This window comes from Kitasatospora sp. UYEF31, from assembly GCF_057291755.1.
Genome location: NZ_JBXAWK010000012.1, coordinates 41,658 through 67,399 on the forward strand (window position 1 = coordinate 41,658; position 25,742 = coordinate 67,399).

Genomic DNA, 25,742 nt, shown 5'->3' on the forward strand with positions numbered 1-25,742 from the left:
ACCTGCCGTTTTCTGGCCCGACGATTACCCGGGGCCGATTCCGGGACGCCGGCCGCCGCCGCGCGCCGGCCCGGGAAATCCCCATCGGAATTTTTGATTCAGGGCTACCGGGGAGCGCGGAACAGTTAATGTGCCTCGCGTGACCCTCCAGCAGTTGCGGTACCTCATCGCTGTCGCGGACTACGGCACCATGACCGCTGCGGCCGAAGCCCTCTACGTCGCACAGTCGGCGCTGTCGCGGGCGCTGAAGTCCCTGGAGCACGAACTCGGCGGCGGCCTCCTGGCCCGCGAGGGGCGCAGCGTCGGCCTGACCGCCGACGGGAAACGCGTCGTCAGACTCGCCCGTACCGTCCTGGAGACGGTCGGCGCCATCGAGGACGTGGGCCGGGCGACGGAGTCGGCGCGGGTATCGGGCCTGCGGATCGCCTCGACGCACACCCTCGCGGTCGACCTCGTCGGCCGGATCGTCCCGGAGTTCGGCCTGGAGACCCCCGGAGTCACGGTCGAGATCGTGCGCTGCCTCAGCCGCGAGGCCGTCTTCGAAGCGGTCCGCAGCGGACTGACCGTACTCGGCGTCGTGGACGCGCCCGTGCCGCAGGACCTGCGCTCGCACCGGATCGCCGAGCACGAGGTGGTCCTGGTCTCGCCGCCGGCGGAGCCCCTGCCCGACCCGGTGCCGTGGTCCTGCCTCAACGGGCTCAGGATGGCACTCGCCACCCGGGGCAGCGGCCGGCGCTCCGAGATGGAGGCGATGTTCGCGTCACTGTGGGTCCGGCCGGTGTCCGTCGTGGAGACCGACGACCGCGTGCAGTGGATCGCCACGGTGCTCAACGGCGAGGGCTCGATGCTCTGGTACCGCGACATCGCCCAGGGCGTGTTCGGCGGATCGGCGGCCATCCGCTCCTTCGAGCCGCCGCTGTTGCGCGCCGTCGCCCTGGTGCACAACGCGGACAGCCTGACCAGGCAGGCCCGCGCGTTCACGGAGTTCGTCCAGCGCGCCGGGCTGCGGGAGTCGGGGGACGCGTGAGGAACGGCCCGACACGCTTCCAGCGCGGTCCGGGACCCGGGGCGGACGGCCGTCACGGCCGTACGGCCGTCGCGTACGGCATCGCGCGCACACCGGTCGGCGGGATCTCCACGTCCGCCCCGGTCCGGGGGCGTGGGTCAGCTTCGCCCCGGCCGGGGTGCTGACGGTCCCTGCCCGGCATGCCGGTGCCCGGGGCTGGTGGCCCCGGGCACCGTTCACCTCACCTGCCGACTGACACTCCGTCAGAAGGTGATCTTCCAGCTGTTGATGTAACCGGTGTCCTGCGCGGCGACGTCCTGGACCTTGAGCTTCCAGACGCCGTTCGCGGTCTCGGACGACGCGTCGACGGTGTACGTCGCCTTCACGTTGTCCGCCGAGTCGTTCGCCGAGGCGGGCTTCAGCCGGTAGGCCGTCCCGTCCGGGGCGATCAGGTCGACGACCAGGTCACCGCGCCAGGTGTGGACGATGTCCACCGCGACCTGGAGGGTGGCCGGCGCGGCGCCCGTCTTGGTGGAGGTGATCGGGGAGGTCACCGCGGCGCCGTTGTCCGGGATGGCGACGTCCGTGGTGTTCTCGAAGGACGTGCCGCCGGGGTCGCCGCCGGGGCGTGCGCCGACGTTGACGCCCGCCCAGGCGTTGGCGACGGCCTTGTACTCGGCGCTGGTGGTGCCGTACAGCGCACCGGTGACCTCGAGGGTTCCGGAGCGGGCACCCGCGTAGTCGGTCCGCGTGTTGAACTTCGAGGTGAGCGCCTTGAACCAGATCTGCGCGGCCTTCTCGCGGCCGATGCCGGTCACCGGCAGGCCGTCGGAGGTCGGTGAGTTGTAGGTGACGCCGTTGATGGTCTTGGTGCCGCTGCCCTCGGAGAGGAGGTAGAAGAAGTGGTTGGCCGGGCCCGAGGAGTAGTGGACGTCGATGTTGCCGATGCCCGCGTACCAGGCGTCCTTGGAGACGCCGTCCTTGCTCGGCTTGTCCATGTAGCGCAGCGGGGTTCCGTTGCCGTTGATGTCGATCTTCTCGCCGACCAGGTAGTCGCCGACGTCGTTGCTGTTGTTGGCGTTGAACTCGACGGCCGCCGCGAAGATGTCGGAGGTCGCCTCGTTGAGGCCGCCGGACTCGCCGCTGTAGACCAGCCCGGCGGTGCTGGCGGTGACGCCGTGCGTCATCTCGTGCGCGGCGACGTCGATCGACGTGAGCGGTTTGGCGTTGCCCGAGCCGTCGCCGTACGTCATGCAGAAGCAGCTGTCCTGCCAGAAGGCGTTGACGTAGTTGTTGCCGTAGTGGACCCGGGAGGACGCGCCGACGCCGTCACCGCGGATACCGCTGCGGCCCTGCACGTTCTTGTAGTAGTCCCACGTCAGACCCGCGCCGTAGGCGGCGTCCGCACCCGCGGTCTCGGTGTTCTGCGGGGTGCCGTTGCCCCAGACGTCGTCCGGCCCGGAGAAGAGCGTCCCGGAGCCCGACGTGGCGCGGTTGAGGTTGTAGGTCTTGTGGTTGCCGCGGCCGCCGTCGGTCAGGTTGTACGTGGAACCCGACTGCGTGGAGCCCACCGTCACCTGGCCGCTGTACTGGGTGTTGCCGGCGCCGGTCTCGACCGCCTGCCACTCGAACAGCTTTGCGCCGGTGGAGGCGTCGGTGACGACGTGCAGTTCGTTCGGGGTGCCGTCGTGCTGCACACCTCCGACGACCGTCTCGAAGGCGAGCGTGGGCTTGCCCTCGGTCATCCAGACGACCTTGCGGGGCGCCCGGCTGGCGTCGGTCTTGGTGGACCCCTTCGCCTGGGCGGCGCTCAGCGCCTGCTGCTCGGCCGCAGCCGGGGTGACCGCCGCGTTGGTGCCGACGGCCTTCAGCTCGGCCTGCGATGCCTTGTTGACGTCCGCGGTCCTGCCCGCCTTCGTCCTGGTGACGACCAGGTCACCGCCGAGGACCGGCAGTCCGGCGAAGGTCCGCTCGTAGCGGGTGTGGGTGGTGCCGTCCTGGTCCTGGACGACGTCACGGACGACCAGCTGCTCCTCGGCGCTGAGGCCGAGTTCCCTGGCGGTCTCCGCCTTTGCGGCGTCGGCCTTGGCGATCAGCCCGGCGCGCTGGGCGGGGGTGAGCTTGGCGGGCACAGCGCCCGGGTTCGGCTGAGCGGCAGCCTTGGTGCCGGTACCCGGGTCGGGGACGGCACCCGCGGTGCCGGCCTGGGTGCCGAGGGCGAGCAGAGCGGCGGCGAGCAGCGCGCCGGTTGTCGCGGCGCGGTTGCGCCGGTGGGGGGAAGTGAGTCTCACGTGAACTCCATCTGCGAAGGATGTACCGGTCGGCGGGGTGGGCCGACCGGGCATTGCAGCAGAACGGAAGAACAGGGGGAGCATGAGTACTGACTGTGCGCTGTGGCGCAAGTGGTCCCAGTGATGTCTGGGACGGTGCGAACAGTGCCAGGCACAACCGGTACGTGTCAGTAGCAGATTGGGAGGTTGGCCGAAAACCGTTCGTCGCCCGTACGGTTGCGTTGGCCCCGTCGTCCTGGTCGGTCAGCTGGTCGGAGGCATGATCCCGGGCTTTGTGGCGCCAAGGTGAATCAGCCGTGAACAGACCGTCCGCCGGGTCGTCACCAGGTGGCGCAGGACGTCGTGCACGCGCAGTGGCTGACGCGCCCGGAGCCGGTCAGAGCGGGTTGACGCGGTACATCGGGAAGTACGACCCGATCCTGCCGTTCGCGTAGTCGTCGGCCAGCTCCGGCACCCGGTCGAAGTCGTATTCGCGGACCTGGACGTCCCGGCTCCCCGCGTTCACCTTGAGGACGCGCACCACGCCCATGTTGCCGACGACCACCACGTCCTCGCCACGGCCCCGAGCCGGCCCGAGGCGGGGAGGGCGCCGGCGTCCAGCTCCTCGGCGAACGCCAGCGGGATCGAGGCGGACGACGTGTTCCCGGAGTTCTCGATCCGGTTCACGAAGGGCACGCCGAGATGGGCGGTGAAGCCGCGGACCTGTTCCAGGATGCGGCCGTTCGCCTGGTGGCCCACCAGGACGGTCGACGCGGGACCGTCGGCGAAGAGGTGCGCCGTCTGCCGGTCCGAGCGGTCCACCAGCCGGGACATGGCCTCCGCCGAGCAGACCAGGACCGACCGCGCCTGTCCGGCGTCGCAGAGCGAGAGCCCGGTGGTCAGCCCGTAGACGAAGCCGCAACAGGCCGCGTTCATGTCGAAGGCCAGCACCGAGGGCTCCAGCCCGGCGAGTCGCGCCACCTTCTGCGCGATACCCGGGACGCGCTGGCGCACCGAGGTGCTGACGACGATCAGGGCGCCGATCGAGGAAGGGGCGTCCATCCTGGTCACGATCGGCGCGCAGGCCTCCGCCGCCACCTCCGCCAGCGGGGTGTCGTGCGGCAGCCAGGAACGGGCCGCGATGCCGCTGCGGCGCCGGATCCACTCGTCCGTGAGACCGATCGACGCGAAGTGACCGTTGTCGATCCTCCGGCCTGGCTTCGCGGTGGAGATGTCGACGATGCCCGCGCTCATCCCCGGCTCGCCAGCTTCACGAAGTAGGTGCTGAAGTCGTCCAGGAAGGCGAAGCCCCCGGTCTCCGTCAAATCGCCCTTGACCTGGAGCTCGCGCTCCAACTGCTGGTGCAGCTCGACCAGGTCGAGGGAGTCGAGGTCGAGGTCGGTGACCGGCCGGGTCAGGGCGTCGGGGCCCAACGAAGGGTCGCGCTGGCGCAGTTTGGCCAGCATGGTGTCCGCGATACGGCTTTCGATGTCGCTCATGTTCCTTCTCCGTTCACGTGACTGGATTCTTCGGATCCCGGGGAGTGGGAGGGCCAGGCGGCCGCCAACTGGTACAGCACATCACCGGACATGAGGATCGTGCCGACCGTCGCGGAGTGGGCCGCGACCCGTCCGCCGCGCTCCGCCACGATCTCCGTGCTGGCCTTGTCGGTCTCGACGACCGCGATGACGTCCCCCCGCCCGACCCGGTCGCCCACACCGGCGACCCACTCGATCAGCAGGGCCCCGCCGAGGCCGTGCCCGAAGCTGGGAACGCGCATGTCCACCGGGGAGTCGCTCACTTCGTCATCACCAGCACCTCGTCCTTGATCTCCCGCACACCGATCAGGTAGTCCTTCTCGAAGTCCGCCGGGGGATAGGCGCGGCGGTCGGGCGCCAGCCGGCGGACCGGGCCCCGGAGCGCGTCGAAGCCGAACTCGGCCACTGACGCGGCGATTTCGGCACCGATGCCGACGTCTTTCGACCCCTCGTGCACGATCAGCAGCCGCCCGGTGCGGGCGACGGACTCCAACACCGTGTCCATGTCGAGCGGGGACACCCAGCGCAGGTCGACCACCTCGACGTCGACATCGGGACTGAGCGCGTGCGCCGCTTCCAGCACTTCGTGGGTGACCGCGCCGAACGTGGCGATCGTCAGGTCCGTGCTACGCCGCACGATCCGGGCCGCCGTCGGCGACCGCGCCGGCCCGGGGTCCCGGGCGGGTGTGTTCCGCCGCCAGTACAGGCGGATCGGCTCGTACACCACCACGGGCGAACCGAGCGTCACCGCGTACCGCAGGATCTGGTCGGCGTCCTCGCCCGTGGAGGGACACGCCACCGAGATTCCCGGGACGCGGGCGAAGAGCGCCTCGTTGGACTCGCTGTGGTGCTCGACGCCCCGGACTCCGCCGTCGGTCGGGATGCGCACCACCAGGCTCGGGCTGACCTGCCCGTTCCACCGGCCGCCGATCCGGGCCGCCTGGGTCACCAGCTGGTTCACCGCGGGATAGGTGAACCCGTCGAACTGGATCTCGCAGATTGGCACCAGCCCGCTCATCGCCATGCCGACGGCCTGGCCGACGATGGTGGACTCGGCCAGCAGCGAGTCGCGCACCCGGTCCTCGCCGAAGCGTTCCCGCAGACCCCGGGTCACCCGGAAGACACCCCGTTATGTTTTTCGTGGTCCTGCAAGAGGACCGCTGGCCTCGGACATCGAGTTCCTCGCCGGCCTGCCCAAGCCCTACCGGGCCAGGGTGCGGTGGACGGGCGCGGCGAGCCGCAGGCGCCGGTCCGTCTCGGAGAGCACCGTGACCCGGGAGGCCGCCCAGGCGTGGATCGACCGGGTGGACGCTTTGGCCCGGGCGGGTGTGGACCCGTCGATGGCGACGATGACGCTGGCGCAGTACGGCGACGCGGCGATGGACATGGCGCTGCGCGGCCTGGAGAACAAGACCACCGAGCCCTACCTGGCCGGGTGGCGGCTGCGGGTGGCGCCCTGGCTGGGGCACCTGCCGGTCCAGGCCGTCACCCACGGCGCGGTGGACCGCGCCGTCTACGGGCGGATCGTCGACGTGGTGGGCCGTTCCTCGGCCAAGTGCTCGATCGCCGTACTGGTGAGGGTGGTGCAGCAGGCCGTACGCGACGGATTGATCGACGCCAACCCGGCCCGGATCACCGGCTGGCAGCACCCGTTCCGCCAGGCCGAGGACGAGCTCGACGACCCGCGCGCACTGGCTCTGAAGGACTGGGACGCGCTCGAAGCGCTGGCCGACGCCCTGGTCGCCCGCGCCAGCGGCAACACCCAAGTCTGGGGCAACGTGGTGCGGTTCGCCGACTGCACCGCGGCGGTGCTGCGGGACGCGACCCACTGGGACGAGGTCGTCACCGCGCTCGGCAGCGCCTACCTCCTGCGGCACGGGCTGCGGCACACGGGGCTGACCTGGATGGCCGACGCGGGCATCCAGGTACACGTCCTGCGCAAGATCGCGGGGCACGGTTCGCTGTCCACGACGCAGCGGTACCTGCACCCGGACGCCCGGTCGATCACCGGCGCGGGGGAGGCCCTGAGTACCTATCTGACACCGGTTCGGACGCCGGGTGGTCCATAACTGGTGCGTAGACCCGGTTCCGGGCCCGCCCGGCCGCGCAGTGGTCTAGACAAGAAAAAGGCGCTGACCTGGACTTTCACCCAGATTCAGCGCCTTTTTACACCGTCGGGACGACAGGATTTGAACCTGCGACCCCTTGACCCCCAGTCAAGTGCGCTACCAAGCTGCGCCACGTCCCGGTGTCTTCCACTGCCTTGCGGCCTCTTCCGACGTGGAAAACAATACCGCACCTCGGGGGTGGTTCCGCCACCTGGTTGATCCGGCCCTTCGGCGGGTCGGCCCCAGAGCTTCCCGAACGCACAGCGGAACCTCTGGAACCGGGCCGTACGCAGGTCACGGACGTCGACGGGGCCTCCGGCGACGCTCGCCCGGCGGGTAGGCCGACGGGGGCGATCCCCGCTCGGGGCCGCACCGGCCGGTCGCCCCGTCCGCTCCGTACACGACAATTTCCAGCGTTTCAACCACCAGCTGTAGCAGCGCCGTCACCTCCGGCGTCGACTTCAGGTCGGCCCCGCGGATCTGGACCGCCAACTCCTGGAGCAACTCATCCGCAGCGGAACCGATCCGGTCCGCCAGAGCGACCAGCCAGTCGGAAACCTCAGCCACAGACCCGCCGGCGACCAGGCAGAGCAACACCAACTCCTCATACGCCTGCCGCCGGACCGCGCCGACCGCGCCGACCGCGCCGACCGCGCCGACCGCGCCGACCGCGCCGACCGCGCCGACCGCGCCGACCGCGCCGACCGCGCCGACCGCGCCGACCTCGCCGGTCGGACCGGTCAGACCAAGACCGGAGTCCAAGTCCCCAGGGCGCGGCGGCACCGCATAAGCAGCCCCGAGTGGCGACGGAACGGGCCCCGGCCCAGGCGGAGTGAACGCCCGCATCTGCTCCATCTCCATCCAGTCCATGGTGGCGCTGGCGGGTTGCGCCGGCGCGCCCCGGGAACCACCGGGACGCCCGACCGGGCGAGGCCCGGACATCCGGACCCGCACCGCACCGTCAGGAGCCCCGGTGCCGGGCATCTCCCACCCCGCGACCGGCTCCACCGGCTGCACGACCTCAAGCACCTCCCCGTCCGCCACGACCCGCTGGTCCACCGCCACGAACGCGGTGAACCGGCTCAGCACCCCGTGGCGCAGCGAGACCGCAACGATCTCCTCCTTCAACGAGCCGGAGGGAGTCGCCGCCAGGCGGTCCTCCAAGTCCCTGATCCGTGCCCGCGCCCACCCCGCGGCGACAGCGGAACCCTCAACCTGGACAACCGGCACCTCCACCGCCCACGGTGTCCCGTCCGCGCGCAGGCCGTTCACGTACGCGACCTCGTCCGGAACCCCGCTGAACCGCCCGCTGACGGTCACCGGAACCCCGGGAAACACGTCAGGGAGCCGGGACGGTGCCAGACTGCCCTCTTCGAGCCTGTCGAAAGTCAACGACAAAGACGTCAGTACGGGTGAACCGAAACGCCGGTTCAATCCCTCCATCGCCTCCTCCAGCCGCTCCTGTGAGCCGACGATCGCGCAGTGCCCGCGTCCCAGCGCCGCCAGCCTGCGCAGGAACGCTTCGTTCGGCGCGAGGTCCACACCCAGCGTGTGCAGCCGCGTACCACCCAGCAACGGGACGACCGCGCGCAGCACTTCGTCCTCCCCGTACACCTGACCGTCAGTCACCACGATGACCACAGGGTCCCGCTCCGCCGCCGCGCCCGAGAGCAACCCGAGAGCCGTACGCAACGGCACGCCGATCTCCGTCCCTCCCCGCGCCTGCGCGGACGCCAGGAACCCGGCAGCAACCGAACGCGCGTGGTCCGTGGCGTGCACCAGTCCGTCGCCCAGACCCGGCGGCCGCTCGACATCATGGTCGAACAGGAGCACCGCGAAGCGGTCCCGGGCCGTCAGCGACTCGACTATCCGTTCGGCCGCGCGCCGCGCGGAGGTCATCTTCCAGCCGGACATGCTGCCTGAGCGGTCGAGGACGAGCACCACGTCACGCGGACGCGGTGGCAGCACATCCGTCGGCGGCACGACGGTCACCGACACCACACCCTCCGGCGAGGCGATGCCCGAACTCGTCACCGTGTCAACCGACCCCAGTCGCAGCCGCAGCACGAAGTCCCGGTCCGCCCGCGCGCCCGGACCGAGACGGACACGTACGAGTCCTCCCTCGTCGAAACGCTCCGCGGGCATTGACGAGGAGACATCCAGCAGCGGCAGCCCGCCAGGGTCGACGGAGACCTCCGCCGACAACCGAACCGGGTCGGGGAGTCCCGGCGGCAGCACCGGTCCCGGCACCACCGAACCGCCCCCGGACACGTAACGTGGCGCGACCACCAGCGGGAAGCGGTACTCCGCTGCTCCGTCCTCGTACGGCACAGGGCCGCACATCTCCAGCGTCACTGTCACCCGCTCACCCGGCAGGATGTTGCCGACGAGCAGGCTGAACACCCCGGCGGACTCCTCCGTGGCGAGCGACGCGCGCCTGCCCTCCCGTACGGCCTGCCCATAGGTCTCCCGGGCCCGCTCCAACTCCTGCAGGACCCCGTCCACGACCCGGCCGTCGGCCTCCATGCGCATCCGGGTCACCGCCGCTCGGTCGGGCAACGGGAAGACGTACGTCGCCTCGACCGGCTCGGCGAAGCCGTTGCGGAAGACCTGGGTGAGGACGGTACGGGAGGTCAGGCCGGTGATCCGGGTGCGGACGGAGACGGACTCCAGCGGCAGGCCGCCCCGCGCGGTGGACAGCTCCCCGGAGCCCCGCGACGGTCCTGGCAGCGGTTCGAAGACGCGCACGTGCCGGGTCATGAACTTTCCTTTCCTGGAAGCCTCGACTGGATCCTGGGCTGAAGCCCCGACTGGTGTTTCGATCTGGCCCAAGGGACGCTACGGCCCTGGACCTTCACCCGTCTGCCGGATTTCCGGCTGACCGATCGTCACCCGTCCGGGCACAAAACCACTCTGACGGCGCATGGATCCCTACCGCTGTCCGGAACGTGGCCGTACGCTGCGACCGGCCCGAAAGACGCCGCTGCCCGACCCGGTCCCTGATCCGGTCGGACCTTCCGCGGCCTCGTGACCGGCCCTACTCACGGGGGATGGGGAATCATGAGTACGCGCGACACCCTGCTACGGCTGTGCGCCCTCACCGGGGTGGTCCTGCTGACCCTGTGCGCCGCGTGGCCGGTCCTGGACCTCTGGGCCTGGAAGTACGGTGACTCCCATCCGGGCCGGGTCGTCGCGCTGGTCGCGCCGCTCCCGCTCCTGGCGGTCCTGCTGACCGTCAACCGGCTGTCCGTCCACACGCTGCCGGCCAGACCTGTCTGCGCGGCCGTCCTCACCCTCACCGGGCTGCTGACCGCCGTGCCGCTGAGCGACGACGGGGGAGACCTGGCCGTGCTCGGAGCAGGGCTCACCGGACTGCTCGCCGCCTTCGGCTCCCTGCTCGCCGGACTCACCGTCACGGACTACCGGCGTACGTGGGTGGACCGCGCGCTGCTCGGCACGGCAGGGGCCGTGTTCGTCGCCGCGTGGCTGTACGCCGTACTCCCGGACCGGTCGGGCTGGCGAGCCCACGGCACGCTCCCCGGCCTCACCGGCGCGCTGACCGCGACCGCCGTAGTGCTCGCCGTGACGGGCCTCCTGTCAGCAGCGGCCCACCGGTTCCTTGCGATGACCCAGGAACCGGCCAGTGTTAGGCCGTTCGTCCCGGCACAGGCCACCTCTGCGCGCCCGGTGAAACCAGACCCGACTCCGGTGCCTCCAGCTCTGGTGCGCCCGACCCTGACGCCTCCGGCCGCAGTGACTTCAGCGGCAGCCGCCCCGGCCGAGGGTGCGGCCCCGCAACCCGGACAGCCTCAGCCCGCAGCCGACGAGTAACGACGAGGGGCCGGGAAGTCCCTGCGCGGCGGTCAAGCGGCGCTGCGCCGTCAGGCCGTCAGCAGATAAGTGGAAAGAAGTATTCCGGCTGTGAACGCAGCCAGCAGTGATGCCTGGACCAGACGGTGCTTGATCCACAGGATCTTCGACATCGCGATCAGCTGATGGCATAGCGTCGGGAGATGGTCTCTGGTATGGACTGCCGCCGTGAGTTCAGTGGGCGAAAGGCTTCGGATATGCCCGAAGTAGATGAATCCTCCTGAACCGTCTTTCTTCTGCAGCTTTCCGGACAGTCGTGGTAATACTGCGGCTCCGGCGAGGAGGACCACAGCGATGAGGAGGGTCAGGCCGCTCCAGAACAGTGCGGAGAGTACGGTGGATCCGCCTTGTCCAGGAAGGTTCCTGCCGCTGGCGACAGTGACCACGCCGCCGAGGGCGGCGGATTCCAGGGCCAGGGCGAAGGACGCTTTAGCGTCGGCCTTGCCTGTCCAGTCGCAAAGTGATGAGTGGATTTTCCAGGCCGTATCAGCCGCATCCCCGTGGGTGGAAGTGCAGGTGGAAGTGCAGGCGGAAGTTCGGACGGCCGGGTGGTTCCGGTGTTCGGCGTAGTAATTCCGTTCCCCTGTCCGTGAATCCACCGAGTTGATATACGGCAGAATGCCTGGCCGTGAGTGCTTCGTTAGCACTATGGAGACATGAAAAGCCGGATGAGTATGCGTCATATGCCTCACGTCCGGTGTCCGGGTGACATGCTCATGCGCACGGCGGCGGCCGGTCGTCGAATGGTCCGGTCGGGTGCGGATTGCTGGCCCGCAGCGCCGGACCGCAAGGTCTCCGGGGGGAGCGGACGGTGTCTGGTGGAAGCGGGGCGGAGGCGCAGGCGGGGCGGTCGTTCTTCCCCCAGCGCGACCGGGGACTACTCCTGGAATCCGGGCGGATGCGCCCCTCCCGAAGTCGACCGCATCCCCCGACCCCGACCCCAAGCCCGACCCCGACCCCAAGCCCGACCCCGACCCCAAGCCCGACCCCGACCCCAAGCCCGACCCGCGCTCCACCGACGGCCTGTTCGCAGTCCTGGAAACCGGCAACCCGGCCTCCCGCGAGGCGTGGCTGCTCCCGGCACACCCCTCCGCGCCTGGCGTAGCCGCGGACCAGGCCCGGATCGGCTCCCTGGAAGTACGCGCCGCATCGGTCGTCGGCGTCGGACACCGCAGCGTCGGCGTCGCCAGGCAGGAAGCGTTCCGGCTCGGCCGCACCCGCGGCAACCGGTTTTTGGTGGCGGCCGTGGCTGACGGCATGTCGGACAGCGCGCACGCCGAGATCGGCGCCGGAATTGCCGTGACGTCGATGGTGACGACCTTGCGCGACGAGATCGACGGCGGCGAGCCCCTGGAGCGCCTCGACGGGGGGGAAGCACTTCACGGATGCGTCCGGGCAGATGTTCCAGCTCGCGAAGAAGCGCCACCGGCCGCCGGACGACGTCCGCGCAGTCGCTGTCGCGGCGGCTGTGGCGGTCGAACCGGGCCCCGCCGGGCTCTATGACGCGTGGGTCGCCTCGGTGGGCGACGCCAGCGCCTGGCGGCTCCGGGACGGGCAGTGGAGTCGGCTCACCGGTGAGGGGAAGGGCGGGCAGGACCAGAGCGGACTTGACACCTATCTGCCTTTCACCCCCGGGAGCTTCGAACAGCGTCTGGTCTCCCTGACAGCGGGGGATCTGCTCCTGCTGGTCTCCGACGGTGTGTCCGACGCCTTCGACTCGGTGGCGGCGGCCCCCGGGTGGTTCGCCGCGCGCTGGGAAGTACCGGTTCCGCTGGCCGCGTTCCTCCTGGACGTCGGATTCGAGCAGAAGCAGCTCATCGACGACCAGACGGCTGTCGCTGCGTGGTGCGGCAGCCGGAAGGGGGCGGAATGAGGACGTGGTCGGAAAGTCCGTTCCCGTACGTGATCCCCGAGTCCGCTGTCCCGGAGGGGCCGGAGGCCGGCGTCGGGGGCGGCGAGTCCGTCAAGGTGTACGAGATCGCGGGACACGTCGGCTGGATCGCCAAGATCTTTCAGAGCGCCGCTGCCTCCGGAGCGGGACGCGACTCTGGCCCGGTTGATCGGGTTGCCGGTCGTCATCGGGCTGGGGCTCTGGCTCGACACGCTGGACAGGGCGACGGCCTGGCCGGTGTCCCGCATCGTCAACGGGCGGCAGCAGACCGTGGGCGTGGTCATGGCCAAGGCCCCGGAACGTTTCTACTCGGCTCTCTACCAGCCGGGCAGGGGGACCACCAAACGGCAGCCGCTGCGCTTGGACTGGCTGGTGGAGAAGCCGGAGGCGTACGCCAGGGTCCGCCTGACGGTCCCGGACATGACGGTCCGTCCCAACGCGATGCTGTCACTGCTCACCATCGGAGCGCTGTTCCAGGGGTTCGATGTCGTCTACGGCGACTGGTCGTACAACAACGCCTTCTGGGACCAGTCCACCGGCGAAGTGTTCATCATCGACATGGACAGCTGCGGGGTCGGCAGCCGCGACTGGATCCAGTCCCCGCAGTGGGAAGACCCGTTGTACCCGGACTCCACAAGGCCGTTGGACCACTACAGCGACAGATTCAAGATCGCCGTGCTGGTCGTACGGTGTCTGACCGGCGTACGCGGCCACCCCCTGTCGGCGCACGCGAGCCTCGTTCCTGAGCCCAGGGACGGCAGCTTCGGGCGGCAACTCCTGTCCACCTTGCGGGCCGCACGACCCGAGGACCGGCCGCCCCCGTCGGATCTGTTCAACGCGCTGACCGGGGACGTGTCGGGGACCGCGCCGGCGGACACCGGTGGACACAACGTCATCGGGGTGGTCCCCGTCGGCGGGGGCCGGTCACGGCCCGGGACCCGTCGGCCGATACCGAAGCCGAGGTCGCACCCGGCACCCCAGCAGCCCGCGGCCGGACCACGGCAGAACACGGCACCCCGCCGGCCCGTGCCCGGGCCGCGTCCGCAGCCCGTGTCCCCCAGGACTCCGGCCCGGAACGCGCCCCAGGCGGGCGCCCCGCCCACGCCCGTCGCCCCGCTGCCGCCAGGCAACGGCTACCGGGTCCCGGACCAGAACGGGAAGGACTGGATCTGGGGCGCGGTGATCCTCGTCATCACGGTCATCACGGTCATCACGGTCATCCTGGGTGTCCGCTGACCGTCGTCCCCCGGGCAGTCCACGGAGTCCGACGGCCACAGCCCACAGCCCACAGCCCACGGTCCACAGCTGACAGCCCCCGGCCCACCCACACGGAAGAAGCCGACGATGACGTACAGCCAGCCCTTCACCGCGAAGACCAAGATCAAAGGCCTGCCCACCTACCTGGTGCTCGACACGTCCGGCTCCATGATCCCGTTCCAGGAGCTGCTGAACGACACCCTCATGGACATCTACGACACGCTCTACACCAGCCCGGTGCTGCGGGAGTTCATCCACCTGTCCATCATTTCGTTCAACACCCTGCCCCACGTGGTCAGCACGATGGCGGACATCGAAGAGGTGTCGGACCTCCCACAGCTCGAATGCCAGGGACTGACCAACTTCGGCCCGGTGTTCACCCTGTTGCGGGAGCAGATAGACCGGGACGTACCGGCCCTCCAGTCAGCGGGGATCCAGGTCCTGCGCCCCGTGGTGTCCGTGCTCACCGACGGCATCCCGACGGATCCCGGAGAGTGGGAGGCGGGTCTGCACTACCTGCTCGACAGTGGTTGGAAGTGCCGCCCCAACACGATCGCCTACGGCTTCGGCCAGGCGGACGACGCGGTGCTGGCCCGCATCCCACCACTCACCCGACATTCCTCACCACACCCCTCACCCGACATTCCTCACCACACCCCTCACCCGACATTCCTCACCACACCCCTCACCCGACATTCCTCACCACACCCCCACCACTCACCCCCACCCCTCACCCCACATCCGACGAGTGCCCCGGGAAAACATGCGCCGACGGATCAATCACCGTCATCGCGTTGTTCACCGCGGTGGCCGCCTCGCCGAAGCCGGTCGCGATCAGCTTCACCTTGCCGTCGTAGTCCGCGATGTCCCCGGCGGCGAAAACCCGCGTCAGGTTCGTCCGCATCGCCGAGTCCACCAGGATGTGGCGTTTGCGTTGCTCAAGCCCCCAGTGGCTCATCGGCCCGAGGTCCGCGACGAATCCCAGCGCGGCCACGACAGCCTGACAGTCGACCGTACGGACCGCTCCGCCGTCCTTGGCCGTGATGTCCGCCGCTTCGACCGCTTCCACCCCGTGCAGTTTGGTGACCTCGGCTGACGTGATGACCGTCGTACGGGAAGCGAGGACCTTGTCCACGGTGTGCTGGTGCGCCCGGAACTTGTCCCGCCGGTGCACGAGCGTGATGGACCTGGCCAGCGGCTCCAGGGACTGCGCCCAGTCGAAGGCCGAGTCGCCGCCGCCGATGATGAGGACGTCCAGGCCGGCGAGTTCGTCCAGGCGCGGGACGAAATACCGTACGCCCCGGCCCGTGAACACATCCGCGGCCGGCAGCGGACGCGGGCTGAAGGTGCCGATGCCCCCGCTGATCAGCACGACCTTCGCCCGCACGACCAGACCCGAATGACAGGTGACGGTCACCCCGTCGTCGCTGTGCTCCAACCCCTCGGCGCGGTGCCCGAGCAGGTACTCCGGCGTGAACGGCGCGGCCTGCGCCGCCAGGTCGTCCACCAGCGTCTGGCCCTTGACCGCGGGGAACCCGGCCACGTCGTAGATCATCTTTTCCGGGTACATCGCCGTGATCTGCCCGCCCACCTCCGTCAGCGAGTCCAGGACCGCGACGCGCAGCCCCCGGAATCCGGCGTAGTACGCCGCGTACAGGCCGGTGGGACCGGCGCCGATGATCAGAAGGTCGGTTTCGGCGACTGGATTCGACACGTGCGCTCCCTGGGTCGGAGGGGACATCTCGCTGACGGTGGATCAGAAAGTAGCCCGGAGTGACGCCGGAAAGTCTTCACTTCAAGCCGTGGTAACCGGTTCGTGTCCGGTGTCACATCACTCGCTGTGTATACCCGGGGGTATCCTCCGGACCCCCGTGGAACGCACGTACCAAAACCCGTTCCCACCAGCCCCTGCGCTGACTAATCTTCGCCCGTGGAGATCTCCTGCGCATTCCCGCCGTCCATCGAAGCCCCGTCCCTCATCGCCGAGGCCGAACGCCTCGGCTACCGCCGTGCGTGGTGCTTCGACTCGCCCGTGCTGTACGGGGACGTATGGATGACCCTCGCCCTGGCCGCCGAGAAGACCCGCGGCATCGGCCTGGGCACCGCGGTGCTCGTCCCGTCGCTGCGCCACCCGATGACCAACGCCGCCGCCATTGCACACCTGTCGGCGCTGGCGCCCGGACGCGTCGCGGTCGCACTCGGCGCCGGGTTCACCGGCCGCATGATGCTGGGTCAGAAACCCATGCCCTGGACGGACGTCGCCGTCTACGTCCGCGCCCTGCGCGACCTCCTGCACGGCAAGGAGATCCTGTGGGAGGGGAAGGCAGTACGGATGCTCCAACCCGCTTCCTACGCAGCCCCCAGGCCGCTCACCGACGTGCCGATCCTCATCGGCGCCGAGGGCCCCAAGGGCCTGGCGGTGGCCGAGCAGTACGGCGACGGCGTCATCACCGTCGGCTCCGTCAGCCAGGCCGACAAGATCCCGTGGCGGGCGACCCTGCAGTTCGGCACGGTCCTGGACGAGGGTGAGGACCACACGTCCGACCGCGTCCGCGAAGCCGCCGGACCGGCCGTGGCGATGATCTACCACGCCGTCTACGACAAGTCCGGCGCCGGCGTCGACGGCTTCCCCGGCGGCAGGGCGTGGCGCGAATCGGTCGAGCTCACCCCCGCCGACGCCCGCCACCTGTCCGTCCACAACGGCCACCTCATCGGCCTCAACCGGCACGACCGGCTGATCTGGCCGCAGTCCCGCGACCTGGTAACCAAGCTGACACTGACCGGCACACCCGACGAGGTGGGCCGCAAACTGGACGCGATGGCGGCCAACGGCGTGACCGAGGTCGTCTACCAACCCCTCGGGCCCGACCCGGTACGGGAACTCGCGCGCTTCGCGGAGGTCGCAAAAAAACGTGCACCCTAAACCTTCCCGGACCCGGGGGACGGCCCCCGGACCCCCGGCCGGAGAACCCTGCCCTGCGCGGCGGCTCAAAGCACTACGCACAGAACTACTCGACAACCCCGCGGGAACCCTCCGGGCCGGACCCGCCGGCGAGTGGCTCTACCAGGCCGTCCGCAGTGTCGACGGCGAATCGGGTACGGATCTGCTCGCGGAACTGTCCGGGAGCCCCGACCCGGTCCTCCAGGCCGAGGCACTGCGCCTACTGAAAGAAGCGCTCCACAGCGGGCGCCTGACGCCCGCACCCGCCCTGGCGCGACTCCGCCGGATGCTCGACGTCCACCCCGCCCCCGACGTCCTCCGCGAACTCGCCGAACCCTGGGCGGCGCTCCAGCCCGTCCCGGCGGCAGACCTCCGCCCGCACCTCGGATCCGGAGTCGGCCTCCGCGCCGCGGCCCGGCACGGCCACGCCGGACTCCTGCGCGAAGTCCTCGAAAGTGACGCGCACCCACACCTGCGCTGTGAAGCATTGGAACTCCTCGGCGACCTGACGACACGTGCGGACATCCCCGCGCTCATCGCCACCGCGACAGAAGACCCGCTGCTGTTCGGCGAATCCCTGATCACCTGCCTTGTACGACTGCACCGACGCGGCCACTTCGTCACCGCCCCCGCGACGGTCCTCGACGTCGTGTTCACCCAGGCGCCCGTCGCCCTCGACGACGTCGCGACGATCCTCTACACGTGCCGCCACGAGGCCCTGAGCGCGATCACCGAGGGGATCCCGTACGACGACCTGACGTGGCCGCTCCGCACCGGACTCCTGACCGCGCTGGCCGGCCAGGGCGTGGGGGACCTGCCCATCGGCGCGACGGTCACCGCACTGCTGCCGCACGCGGTCCGTCCGGAGCCCTTCCTCACCACAATCGCCCGCCTCGGCTACGGACCTGCCGAGGACGCGGTCCTCGCCCTGCTGCCGCGGGCACCGCGGGCCGCTCTGCACACGCTGCGCCACATCGGCGGACCGCGTACGGCCGACTTCCTGCACGGTGCGCTCCTGGGTGAACTGCCCGCATATCTGCGCCCGTTCCGGCATCAGGCGCTTGAACTCCTGTGGCAGCTCACCGAAGACCACACGGAACTCCTCGCCCGACTCGACCCGCACGACCTGCCCGCCGGCATCGCCGCCGACCTCGGCGCACCCGCCCCGTGCGAACTGGCGCTGCTCAGCTCCCACTTGGACTCGGCAGAACCCGCTGACGCGCTCCGCGCACTCGCCGCCCACGGCTCGGCGTCAACCATCCCGCTCATCGCGGACCTGCTCCTGCGGATCGCGACCGACGCGGTGACTGCTGAGAAGCGGCCCATCCCGAACGACGACCCCTACCAGCACTTCGGCTCCGGCCGTGACCTGCGCCGCAGCCACCGGCTCACCGGCTCCGAACCGGCCGTCCCCGCTGAAGTCGCCGACGCCGTAAGGAAACTCGGCCGCCGCCTCCATGCCCGCAAGCACATCCGCCCGGCCTGCCTGCTCGACACCGGAGACCCCGGCAACGCCCTGCTCGCGGACATCACCCTGGACCTCCTCGACCGGCCCGGCCTCAGCGACGCCGAACAGGCCGTCTTGCTGAAGCTGCTCCTCGAAACCCCGTACGAGCACACCCGGGCCCGCGTGCACCGCCTCCTGCGCCACCGCGATCCGCACGTGCGCAAACACGTCATCGCGCTGATCGCCCGCGACCCCGCCGGAGTCCGGGCCCTGGCCGCGAGCCTCACACCGCTCGCCGCCGCGGACGACGTCCAGACCGTACGCCAGGCCCTCGCCGCCCTCGGGCAGGCAGAATCGGCGGCTCCGGCGATCGCCGCCTGCCTCGACAACCCCAACATGAACATCAAGAAGGCCGCCGCGTCGGCACTCGCCGGAGCCGGCACCCCGGCCGAGGTCCCCGCCCTGCTGACCTGGCTGGGCCGCCACGACAACCCCGGCTTCCGCGCGGCCCTCACCGAGGCGTTGCGGGCGATCCTCACCAAGGCGTTCGCCGCGACCGTAGGGTCCGCCGCCGGACACGCTGACGACGACCGGACCCGTGCCCTTCTCCTGCGGGCTCTCGGCCCGGAGCCGAAAGAAGATCGCGTACGGGAGACCTCCGCGGATCCGGCTGTCACCCAGCTCGTCACCCAGAGTTGGAACCCCACCCTCGCCATCCGGATCGCCACAGACCACCACGCCGACCTGACCGCCCGTCACCTCGCCCGCCTCCGCCCCCGTCTCGCGGACTGGCTGGCCCTGGCAGTGGCCCGTAAAACATGCTCGGAACGCTGTGGAGAAGCCTGTGGGCACAACATTCCGGGCATGGCCGAAGCGGGGGAGCGGGAAGCGGTCCTCAGGCTGTTGCCGCGCCTGTGCCCGCAGCCGTGGACAGCCGACGAGCAGGCCGCCCTTCTCCACGCCGCACCGGAACTCGCCGCGGGGCTCCGCTCCACGGACCCGGAGACTCCGTCCGGCCGTTCAGGGGACGTGGTGTACGGAATCCTCAACGACCTCGCGCCCCGCCTGTCCGCTGACCAAGCGTCAGCACTCGCCGCCGACCTCCGCGCGGCGCCCGCCGGCCGGCCGGTGATCGGCCTGCTCCGCCGCCTCGGCGCGCAACTGACCCGCGCCGACCTCGACGACGCCCTGGCCGCGGCCCGCCGTGGACCGGACCCCTGGCGAGCCGAAGAGGGAGTGCTACGCGAGGCGTTCGGCCAGCCGTCCCGGACGCAAGTCCTCCTGCCGTCCAGATCCCGCCTCGACCAGCTGATCGAAGAGTTCCCCCGGACCCCGGACGGAGCCCGGCCCGCACTCCTCAACGCGATGGAGGAACTCCAGCCGGTCGGCGCGCCGCCGTGGACCATCGCCGAGGAGGCCGGGTCGGCGGCCGCCCGCAGGGACCCGGACGGACCCGAACCCGGGACGACGGCGCGCCGGCAACGCCTCCTCGGCCTGCTGGACTCGCCGGATCCGGACGAACGGGAGTCCACCGTCAGGGAGTTCGAAGGCCGGCGGACCGACGCGGAGGCCCGCGTCGCGCTGCTCCGCGCGTACGTGGCCGGGCGGATCCGGCTCTTCGAGGAGGCGGACGACACCCTGCAATACTTCGCACCGGGCGAACTCGCGGCACTCGGCGCCGACGCCCGGGACCGGGTCGTGCGGCTCATCGCCGGACTGTCCCACGCCATCCCCGCCCGGTGTCCGGGCACCGACGGCCTCATCCCGCTGCTTCTCGACCGCTGGCAGCACGGCGGACCGGGCATCCACGCCCAGGCCCGGAGCGCCCTGGCCGCCGTACACCCGGACGTCCTGGCCAACGCCCTGACCGCTTACTTCGAAGCCGGGCAGTGGGGCTTTGCCGAACTGCTGTCCGGCCGGAGCGTGCTGCGCACCCCACTCCTCGAACGCGCCGTGGAGCAACTCGGCGCCGAAGCCGGGTTCACCCTGACCGACGGCCCGTTCCGGGGCCCCGGGGCCGCAGCCGGGGACGCCGCCGCCCTGGCGGAGCTCCGCGGGCGGACCCCACCGGAGCCCGCGGAACCACCGACCCCCGGTGACCTCCTGGAGCAGGTCCGCACCGGCGACTTCGCGCGGATACGCGAGGCACTGTCCCGGCTCACCACCCCAGGAGCGGAACCGGAGGCCCTGCTGACCGGTCTCCTCACCCACCCGGAACCACGCGTCCGCCTGCTCGCACACCGTACGTCCCGGAGAATCCTGGACCGCCCGGCGTATCTGCGGCACACGGAGATCCTGCTCGACGACCCGCGTCCCGACGTGGTCCGCTCAGCAATCAGAACCCTGACCCACGGCGAATGGGCCGGAGCGGTCCCGGCGATCGTCAGTCTGCTCACCCACCCGCACGCGACCGTACAGAAAGCCGCCGCCGACGGCCTGGAACTGCTCGGCGACCACGCCGTCCCCGCCCTGCGCCACGCGCACGGCCGCGCGCGCCCCGACCGCCGCCACGTCTACGGGGACGTCCTCGACCGCATCGCGGCCACTTCAGCGGCCAGCGCAGCGTCCACCACGGTGTCCACCACGACGGCCAACTGAACAGACCGGAGAGATGTGGTGGTCATCCGTGCGGAATGACCACCACATCTCTCCGGTCTGTCTGGTTGGTCCGGAACCGGAGGCCGCGCGGACTACTTGCCTTCGCCCATCCGCTTCAGGTACTTCTCGAACTCCCGGGCGATCTCCTCGCCGGAGGCCTCCGGCAGTTCCGCGGCGTCTGTGGCCTGCTCCAGCTCCGAGACGTACTCCGCGATCTCACCGTCCTCCTCCGCGAGCCGGTCCACGCCGTGCTGCCACGCGCGGGCGTCCTCCGTGAGGTCGCCGAGCGGGATCGGCACGTCGAGGAAGTCCTCCAGCTTGCGCAGGAGCGCGAGCGTCGCCTTGGGGGAGGGGGCCTGGTGCACGTAGTGCGGCACCGCCGCCCAGAACGTCAGCGCCGGCAGGCCCGCGTGCGCGCACGCCTCCTGGAACACCCCGACGATGCCGGTCGGGCCCTCGTACCTCGACTGCTCGACGCCGGTGCTCTGCGCGACGACCGGGTCGGCCGTGGTCCCGCTCACGGGGGTCGGCCGGGTGTGCGGGGCGTCGCCGAGCAGCGCACCCAGCGTGACAACCGTTTCCACACCCAGTTCGTGGGCGAAACCGAGGAGCTCGTTGCAGAACGTGCGCCACTTCAGGTTCGGCTCGATCCCGTGCACCAGGACGATGTCCCTGCGGGGTTCGGTGAGGTGCACGACGGAGAGTCGGGTGGTCGGCCAGGTGATCTTGCGGGTGTCGCCGTCCATCCACATGACCGGACGGTTCACCTGGAAGTCGTAGAAGTCCTCGGCGTCCAGCGCCGCGAAGACCTCCCCGCCCCACACCTTGTCCAGGTGGGTGAGCGCGGCGGAAGCGGCTTCACCTGCGTCGTTCCAACCCTCGAACGCGGCCACCATGACCGGGTCGATCAGCTCGGGCATGTCGTCGAGCTCGATCACCCATGGCCTCCTAGCCGGAAACAGCACGTTCATTCAGTCGCGCCGACGATCGTCGGCGCGGGGACAGCTTAAGACTTTCACGCTTTCCCGCAGTGCGGCGGGACCGGCGGGGAGCCGGAAGGACCAAGCCGGGCGGGACCGGCCCGGCGGCAGTTGGGGGACCAACGTCACTAGGCCATCTGAGGGGACGATCTGAAATCCTGGTGGACCCGCCCGATACGCTGGCCGTCGGGCCGGGGGTCACGAGTCCTCCCCGCGCCAAGCCGACAGCCGTCGCATCCTGGGAGATGAACATCGTGTCACCGGCAACCGTAAGCCAGCTCCGTGCAGCCCTCGCCACCCGAGTCGTCGTCGCCGACGGCGCGATGGGCACGATGCTCCAGGCGCAGGACCCCACCCTGGACGACTTCCAGGGGTACGAGGGCTGCAACGAGATCCTCAACGTCTCCCGCCCGGAGATGGTCCAGAACGTGCACCGGGAGTACTTCGGCGTCGGTGTCGACTGCGTCGAGACCAACACGTTCGGCGCGAACTTCGCCAACCTCGGCGAGTACGACATCTCGGACCGCATCTTCGAGCTCTCCGAGGCCGGCGCGCGCCTGGCCCGCGAAGTCGCCGACGAGTACAGCACCGAGGACCAGCCCCGCTGGGTGCTCGGCTCCATCGGCCCCGGCACCAAACTGCCGAGCCTCGGCCATGTCCCATTCGCGACGCTCCGGGACGCGTACCAGATCAACGCCGCGGGCCTCATCGCCGGCGGCGCGCACGCGCTGCTCATCGAGACCAGCCAGGACCTGCTCCAGACGAAGGCCTCGGTCATCGGCGCGCAGCGGGCCAACGCCGAAGCCGGCACGGACCTCCCGGTCATCGTCCAGGTGACGGTCGAGACCACCGGCACGATGCTGCTCGGCTCCGAGATCGGCGCGGCACTGACCGCCCTGGAGCCGCTCGGCATCGACCTCATCGGCCTGAACTGCGCCACCGGTCCTGCCGAGATGAGCGAGCACCTGCGCCACCTGGCCAAGCACGCCAGGATCGGCATCTCCGCGATGCCCAACGCGGGGCTGCCGGTCCTGACCAAGGACGGCGCGTACTACCCGCTGGGCGCCGACGAGCTGGCCGACGCGCACGACTCGTTCACCCGCGACTACGGCCTGTCCCTGGTGGGTGGCTGTTGCGGCACGACACCGGCGCACCTGAAGGCCATCGTGGAGCGTGTCCGGGGCCGCGCGATCACCCCCCGCAAGCCCAAGCCCGAGCCGTCCGCGTCGTCGCTCTACCAGGCGGTCCCGTTCCGGCAGGACACCGCGTACCTCTCCATCGGTGAGCGCACGAACGCCAACGGGTCGAGGAAGTTCCGCGACGCCATGCTCGAAGCGCGCTGGGACGACTGCGTCGAGATGGCCCGCGACCAGATCCGCGAGGGCGCGCACCTGCTCGACCTGTGCGTCGACTATGTGGGCCGCGACGGCGCCGCCGACATGGCCGAGATCGCCGGACGCTTCGCCACCGCCTCCACCCTGCCGATCGTCCTGGACTCCACCGAGGTGCCCGTCCTGCGGGCCGGTCTGGAGAAGCTGGGCGGCCGTGCCGTCATCAACTCGGTCAACTACGAGGACGGCGACGGCCCCGGGTCGCGCTTCGCGCTGACCACCGCCCTGGCCGCCGAGCACGGCGCGGCGCTGATCGCCCTCACCATCGATGAGGAGGGCCAGGCCCGCAGCATCGAGCACAAGGTCTCCATCGCCGAGCGGCTGATCGGGGACCTCACCGGCAACTGGGGCATCCAGGAGTCGGACATCATCATCGACTGCCTGACCTTCACCCTGGCCACCGGCCAGGAGGAGTCCCGCAGGGACGGCATCGCCACCATCGGGGCGATCCGCGAGCTCAAGCTCCGCCACCCCCTGGTGCAGACCACCCTGGGCCTGTCCAACATCTCCTTCGGCCTCGACCCCGCGCCCCGCATGGTGCTCAACTCGGTCTTCCTCGACGAGTGCGTCAAGGCCGGACTCGACTCGGCGATCGTCCACTCCTCGAAGATCCTGCCCATCGCCCGCCTGGACGCCGAGCAGGTCAAGGTCGCCCTCGACCTCATCTACGACCGCCGCGCCGACGAGTACGACCCGCTGCAGCGCTTCATGGAGCTGTTCGTCGGCGTCAACACGCAGTCCATGAAGGCCGACAAGGTCGCCGAACTCCTCGGCCTCCCGCTGGGCGAGCGCCTCCAGCGCCGCATCGTCGACGGTGAGAAGAAGGGCCTGCACGAGGACCTCGACGAGGCCCTCCAGGACCAGACCGCCCTGGAGATCATCAACAAGACCCTGCTCGAAGGCATGAAGACCGTCGGCGAGCTCTTCGGCTCGGGCCAGATGCAGCTGCCGTTCGTGCTCCAGTCCGCCGAAGTCATGAAGATCGCCGTCGCCCACCTCGAACCGCACATCGAGAAGGTCGAAGGCGAGGAGCAGGGCAAGGGCACCATCGTGCTCGCCACGGTCAAGGGCGACGTCCACGACATCGGCAAGAACCTCGTCGACATCATCCTCAGCAACAACGGCTACAACGTGGTCAACATCGGCATCAAGCAGCCGGTCTCCGCCATCCTCGAAGCCGCCGACGAGCACAAGGCCGACGTCATCGGCATGTCGGGTCTCCTGGTCAAGTCCACCGTGATCATGAAGGAGAACCTCCAGGAGCTCAACCAGCGCGGACTCGCCGCCGGAATGCCGGTCATCCTCGGCGGCGCGGCCCTGACCCGCGCCTACGTCGAAGAGGACCTCTACGAGATCTACGCCGGCGAGGTCCGCTACGCCCGCGACGCCTTCGAGGGACTGCGCCTCATGGACGCCCTCATGGGCGTCAAGCGCGGTGTCCCCGGCGTCGAGCTCCCGGCGCTGCGCAAGCGCAAGGTCGCCGGCGCCAAGCTGGTCGAGACCGCCCCCGAGGACATCCCGGCCCGCTCCGACGTCGCCGTCGACAACCCCGTCCCGACCCCGCCGTTCTGGGGCGACCGGGTCGTCAAGGGCATCCAGCTGGGCGACTACTCCTCGTGGCTCGACGAGCGCGCCACCTTCCTCGGCCAGTGGGGCCTCAAGCCGGCCCGCGGCAAGGAAGGGCCGTCGTACGAGGAGCTCATCGAGGTCGAGGGCCGCCCGCGCCTGCGCTACTGGCTCGACCGGATGCTCACCGACAACCTCCTGGACGCGGGCGTCGTGTACGGGTACTTCCCGTGCTACTCCGACGGCGACGACCTGGTCGTCCTGCACGAGGACGGCAACGAGCGGCACCGCTTCACCTTCCCGCGCCAGCGCCGCGACCGGCACCTGTGCCTCGCCGACTACTTCCGGCCCAAGGAGTCGCTCGACCTCAAGGCCGGCGAGACGGACGTCGTCGGCTTCCAGATCGTGACGATGGGCCCCCGGCTGTCCGGCGCCACCGCGAAGCTGTTCGCGGAGAACGCCTACCGCGACTACCTGGAGCTGCACGGCCTGTCCGTCCAACTGGCCGAGGCCCTCGCCGAGTACTGGCACGCCCGCGTCCGCGCGGAACTCGGCTTCGGCGACCAGGACCCCGCCACGCTCGACGGCATGCTCAAGACGCAGTACCGCGGCTCGCGCTTCTCCCTGGGCTACGGCGCGTGCCCCGACCTGGAGGACCGCGCCAAGATCGTGGAGATGCTCAAGCCGCACCGCATCTCGGTCGACCTCTCCGAGGAGTTCCAGCTGCACCCGGAGCAGTCCACCGACGCGATCGTGGTGCACCACCCGGAGGCGAAGTACTTCAACACCTGAGCTGACGCCGGGCTCCAAGCGTTGAGGGGCCTGCCACTCCCCGGGCGGAGTCCGGGGAGTGCCCCCTTGCTCCGCTCACGTGTCAGA

The 25,742-nt window shown here is 70.3% G+C and carries 18 protein-coding genes, 1 tRNA gene and 2 pseudogenes; 9 read left to right on the forward strand and 12 right to left on the reverse strand.

Going from position 1 to position 25,742, the window contains the following annotated elements; genetic code table 11:
- Positions 1-139: 139 nt before the first annotated feature.
- Positions 140-1,027, forward strand: coding sequence for a LysR family transcriptional regulator (locus AC0Z36_RS08450; RefSeq protein WP_485462104.1), 888 nt, complete (start codon positions 140-142; stop codon positions 1,025-1,027).
- Positions 1,028-1,269: 242 nt separating this feature from the next.
- Here AC0Z36_RS08450 and AC0Z36_RS08455 read toward each other — a convergent pair whose 3' ends face one another.
- The 7 genes and pseudogenes from AC0Z36_RS08455 to AC0Z36_RS08485 form a co-directional block, all read right to left on the reverse strand.
- Positions 1,270-3,351 (reverse strand): M4 family metallopeptidase, encoded by a 2,082-nt coding sequence (locus tag AC0Z36_RS08455; RefSeq protein ID WP_485462105.1) that lies wholly within the window; start codon positions 3,349-3,351, stop codon positions 1,270-1,272.
- A gap of 322 nt (positions 3,352-3,673) precedes the next feature.
- Positions 3,674-3,817, reverse strand: a complete 144-nt coding sequence (locus tag AC0Z36_RS08460; protein ID WP_485462106.1) for a hypothetical protein — start codon at positions 3,815-3,817, stop codon at positions 3,674-3,676.
- Positions 3,799-4,530, reverse strand: a complete 732-nt coding sequence (locus AC0Z36_RS08465; protein ID WP_485462107.1) for a 3-oxoacyl-ACP synthase III family protein — start codon at positions 4,528-4,530, stop codon at positions 3,799-3,801. Before AC0Z36_RS08465 ends, AC0Z36_RS08460 begins: the two co-directional genes overlap by 19 nt.
- On the reverse strand, positions 4,527-4,775 hold the full coding sequence (locus tag AC0Z36_RS08470; RefSeq protein WP_485462108.1) for a phosphopantetheine-binding protein: 249 nt from the start codon (positions 4,773-4,775) through the stop codon (positions 4,527-4,529). The genes AC0Z36_RS08465 and AC0Z36_RS08470 overlap by 4 nt, the downstream gene beginning before the upstream one ends.
- Positions 4,772-5,077: a biotin/lipoyl-containing protein gene (locus AC0Z36_RS08475; RefSeq protein WP_485462109.1), complete on the reverse strand. Its 306-nt coding sequence runs from the start codon at positions 5,075-5,077 to the stop codon at positions 4,772-4,774. Before AC0Z36_RS08475 ends, AC0Z36_RS08470 begins: the two co-directional genes overlap by 4 nt.
- The gene (locus AC0Z36_RS08480) at positions 5,074-5,544 is read right to left on the reverse strand and encodes a transketolase C-terminal domain-containing protein (protein WP_485462182.1); all 471 of its coding nucleotides are present in this window, start codon (positions 5,542-5,544) and stop codon (positions 5,074-5,076) included. Before AC0Z36_RS08480 ends, AC0Z36_RS08475 begins: the two co-directional genes overlap by 4 nt.
- A pseudogene (locus AC0Z36_RS08485) lies at positions 5,530-5,931 on the reverse strand (alpha-ketoacid dehydrogenase subunit beta); the annotation flags it as partial. The gene AC0Z36_RS08480 and the pseudogene AC0Z36_RS08485, both read right to left, overlap by 15 nt.
- A gap of 151 nt (positions 5,932-6,082) precedes the next feature.
- On the opposite strand from AC0Z36_RS08485, the gene AC0Z36_RS08490 reads away from it, so the two are divergent.
- Complete coding sequence (locus AC0Z36_RS08490; protein WP_485462110.1) at positions 6,083-6,883, forward strand: tyrosine-type recombinase/integrase; 801 nt, start codon at positions 6,083-6,085, stop codon at positions 6,881-6,883.
- Positions 6,884-6,988: 105 nt separating this feature from the next.
- Here the strand turns inward: AC0Z36_RS08490 and AC0Z36_RS08495 are convergent.
- Together AC0Z36_RS08495 and AC0Z36_RS08500 are read right to left on the reverse strand one after the other, a co-directional pair.
- Positions 6,989-7,062: transfer RNA gene (locus tag AC0Z36_RS08495), tRNA-Pro, on the reverse strand.
- 154 nt (positions 7,063-7,216) lie between these two features.
- The gene (locus AC0Z36_RS08500; protein ID WP_485462111.1) at positions 7,217-9,682 is read right to left on the reverse strand and encodes a VIT domain-containing protein; all 2,466 of its coding nucleotides are present in this window, start codon (positions 9,680-9,682) and stop codon (positions 7,217-7,219) included.
- A gap of 300 nt (positions 9,683-9,982) precedes the next feature.
- Between AC0Z36_RS08500 and AC0Z36_RS08505 the strand changes: the two genes are divergently transcribed.
- Positions 9,983-10,753 (forward strand): hypothetical protein, encoded by a 771-nt coding sequence (locus AC0Z36_RS08505; protein ID WP_485462112.1) that lies wholly within the window; start codon positions 9,983-9,985, stop codon positions 10,751-10,753.
- A gap of 50 nt (positions 10,754-10,803) precedes the next feature.
- Here the strand turns inward: AC0Z36_RS08505 and AC0Z36_RS08510 are convergent, their stop codons facing one another.
- A complete protein-coding gene (locus AC0Z36_RS08510) occupies positions 10,804-11,391 on the reverse strand; it encodes a Pycsar system effector family protein (RefSeq protein WP_485462113.1) in 588 nt (195 codons plus the stop codon).
- Between the two features lie 157 nt (positions 11,392-11,548).
- On the opposite strand from AC0Z36_RS08510, the gene AC0Z36_RS08515 reads away from it, so the two are divergent.
- The 3 genes from AC0Z36_RS08515 to AC0Z36_RS08525 all read left to right on the forward strand — a co-directional run bounded on the left by AC0Z36_RS08515 (position 11,549) and on the right by AC0Z36_RS08525 (position 13,919).
- The gene (locus tag AC0Z36_RS08515; RefSeq protein ID WP_485462114.1) at positions 11,549-12,295 is read left to right on the forward strand and encodes a protein phosphatase 2C domain-containing protein; all 747 of its coding nucleotides are present in this window, start codon (positions 11,549-11,551) and stop codon (positions 12,293-12,295) included.
- Positions 12,261-12,665, forward strand: coding sequence for a PP2C family serine/threonine-protein phosphatase (locus AC0Z36_RS08520; protein ID WP_485462115.1), 405 nt, complete (start codon positions 12,261-12,263; stop codon positions 12,663-12,665). Before AC0Z36_RS08515 ends, AC0Z36_RS08520 begins: the two co-directional genes overlap by 35 nt.
- A gap of 183 nt (positions 12,666-12,848) precedes the next feature.
- Entirely contained in the window at positions 12,849-13,919 is a 1,071-nt protein-coding gene (locus AC0Z36_RS08525) for a hypothetical protein (RefSeq protein ID WP_485462116.1), read from the forward strand.
- Positions 13,920-14,670: 751 nt separating this feature from the next.
- Here AC0Z36_RS08525 and AC0Z36_RS08530 read toward each other — a convergent pair.
- Positions 14,671-15,654, reverse strand: coding sequence for an NAD(P)/FAD-dependent oxidoreductase (locus tag AC0Z36_RS08530; RefSeq protein ID WP_485462117.1), 984 nt, complete (start codon positions 15,652-15,654; stop codon positions 14,671-14,673).
- A gap of 216 nt (positions 15,655-15,870) precedes the next feature.
- Between AC0Z36_RS08530 and AC0Z36_RS08535 the strand changes: the two genes are divergently transcribed.
- Positions 15,871-16,863, forward strand: a complete 993-nt coding sequence (locus AC0Z36_RS08535; RefSeq protein WP_485462118.1) for an LLM class flavin-dependent oxidoreductase — start codon at positions 15,871-15,873, stop codon at positions 16,861-16,863.
- Positions 16,853-20,926 (forward strand): HEAT repeat domain-containing protein, encoded by a 4,074-nt coding sequence (locus AC0Z36_RS08540; protein WP_485462119.1) that lies wholly within the window; start codon positions 16,853-16,855, stop codon positions 20,924-20,926. Before AC0Z36_RS08535 ends, AC0Z36_RS08540 begins: the two co-directional genes overlap by 11 nt.
- 98 nt (positions 20,927-21,024) lie before the next feature.
- Here the strand turns inward: AC0Z36_RS08540 and AC0Z36_RS08545 are convergent.
- Positions 21,025-21,864, reverse strand: a pseudogene (locus tag AC0Z36_RS08545) (PAC2 family protein); the annotation flags it as partial.
- 296 nt (positions 21,865-22,160) lie between these two features.
- On the opposite strand from AC0Z36_RS08545, the gene metH reads away from it, so the two are divergent.
- Positions 22,161-25,655 (forward strand): methionine synthase, encoded by a 3,495-nt coding sequence (metH, locus tag AC0Z36_RS08550; RefSeq protein WP_485462120.1) that lies wholly within the window; start codon positions 22,161-22,163, stop codon positions 25,653-25,655.
- Positions 25,656-25,742: the final 87 nt, after the last annotated feature.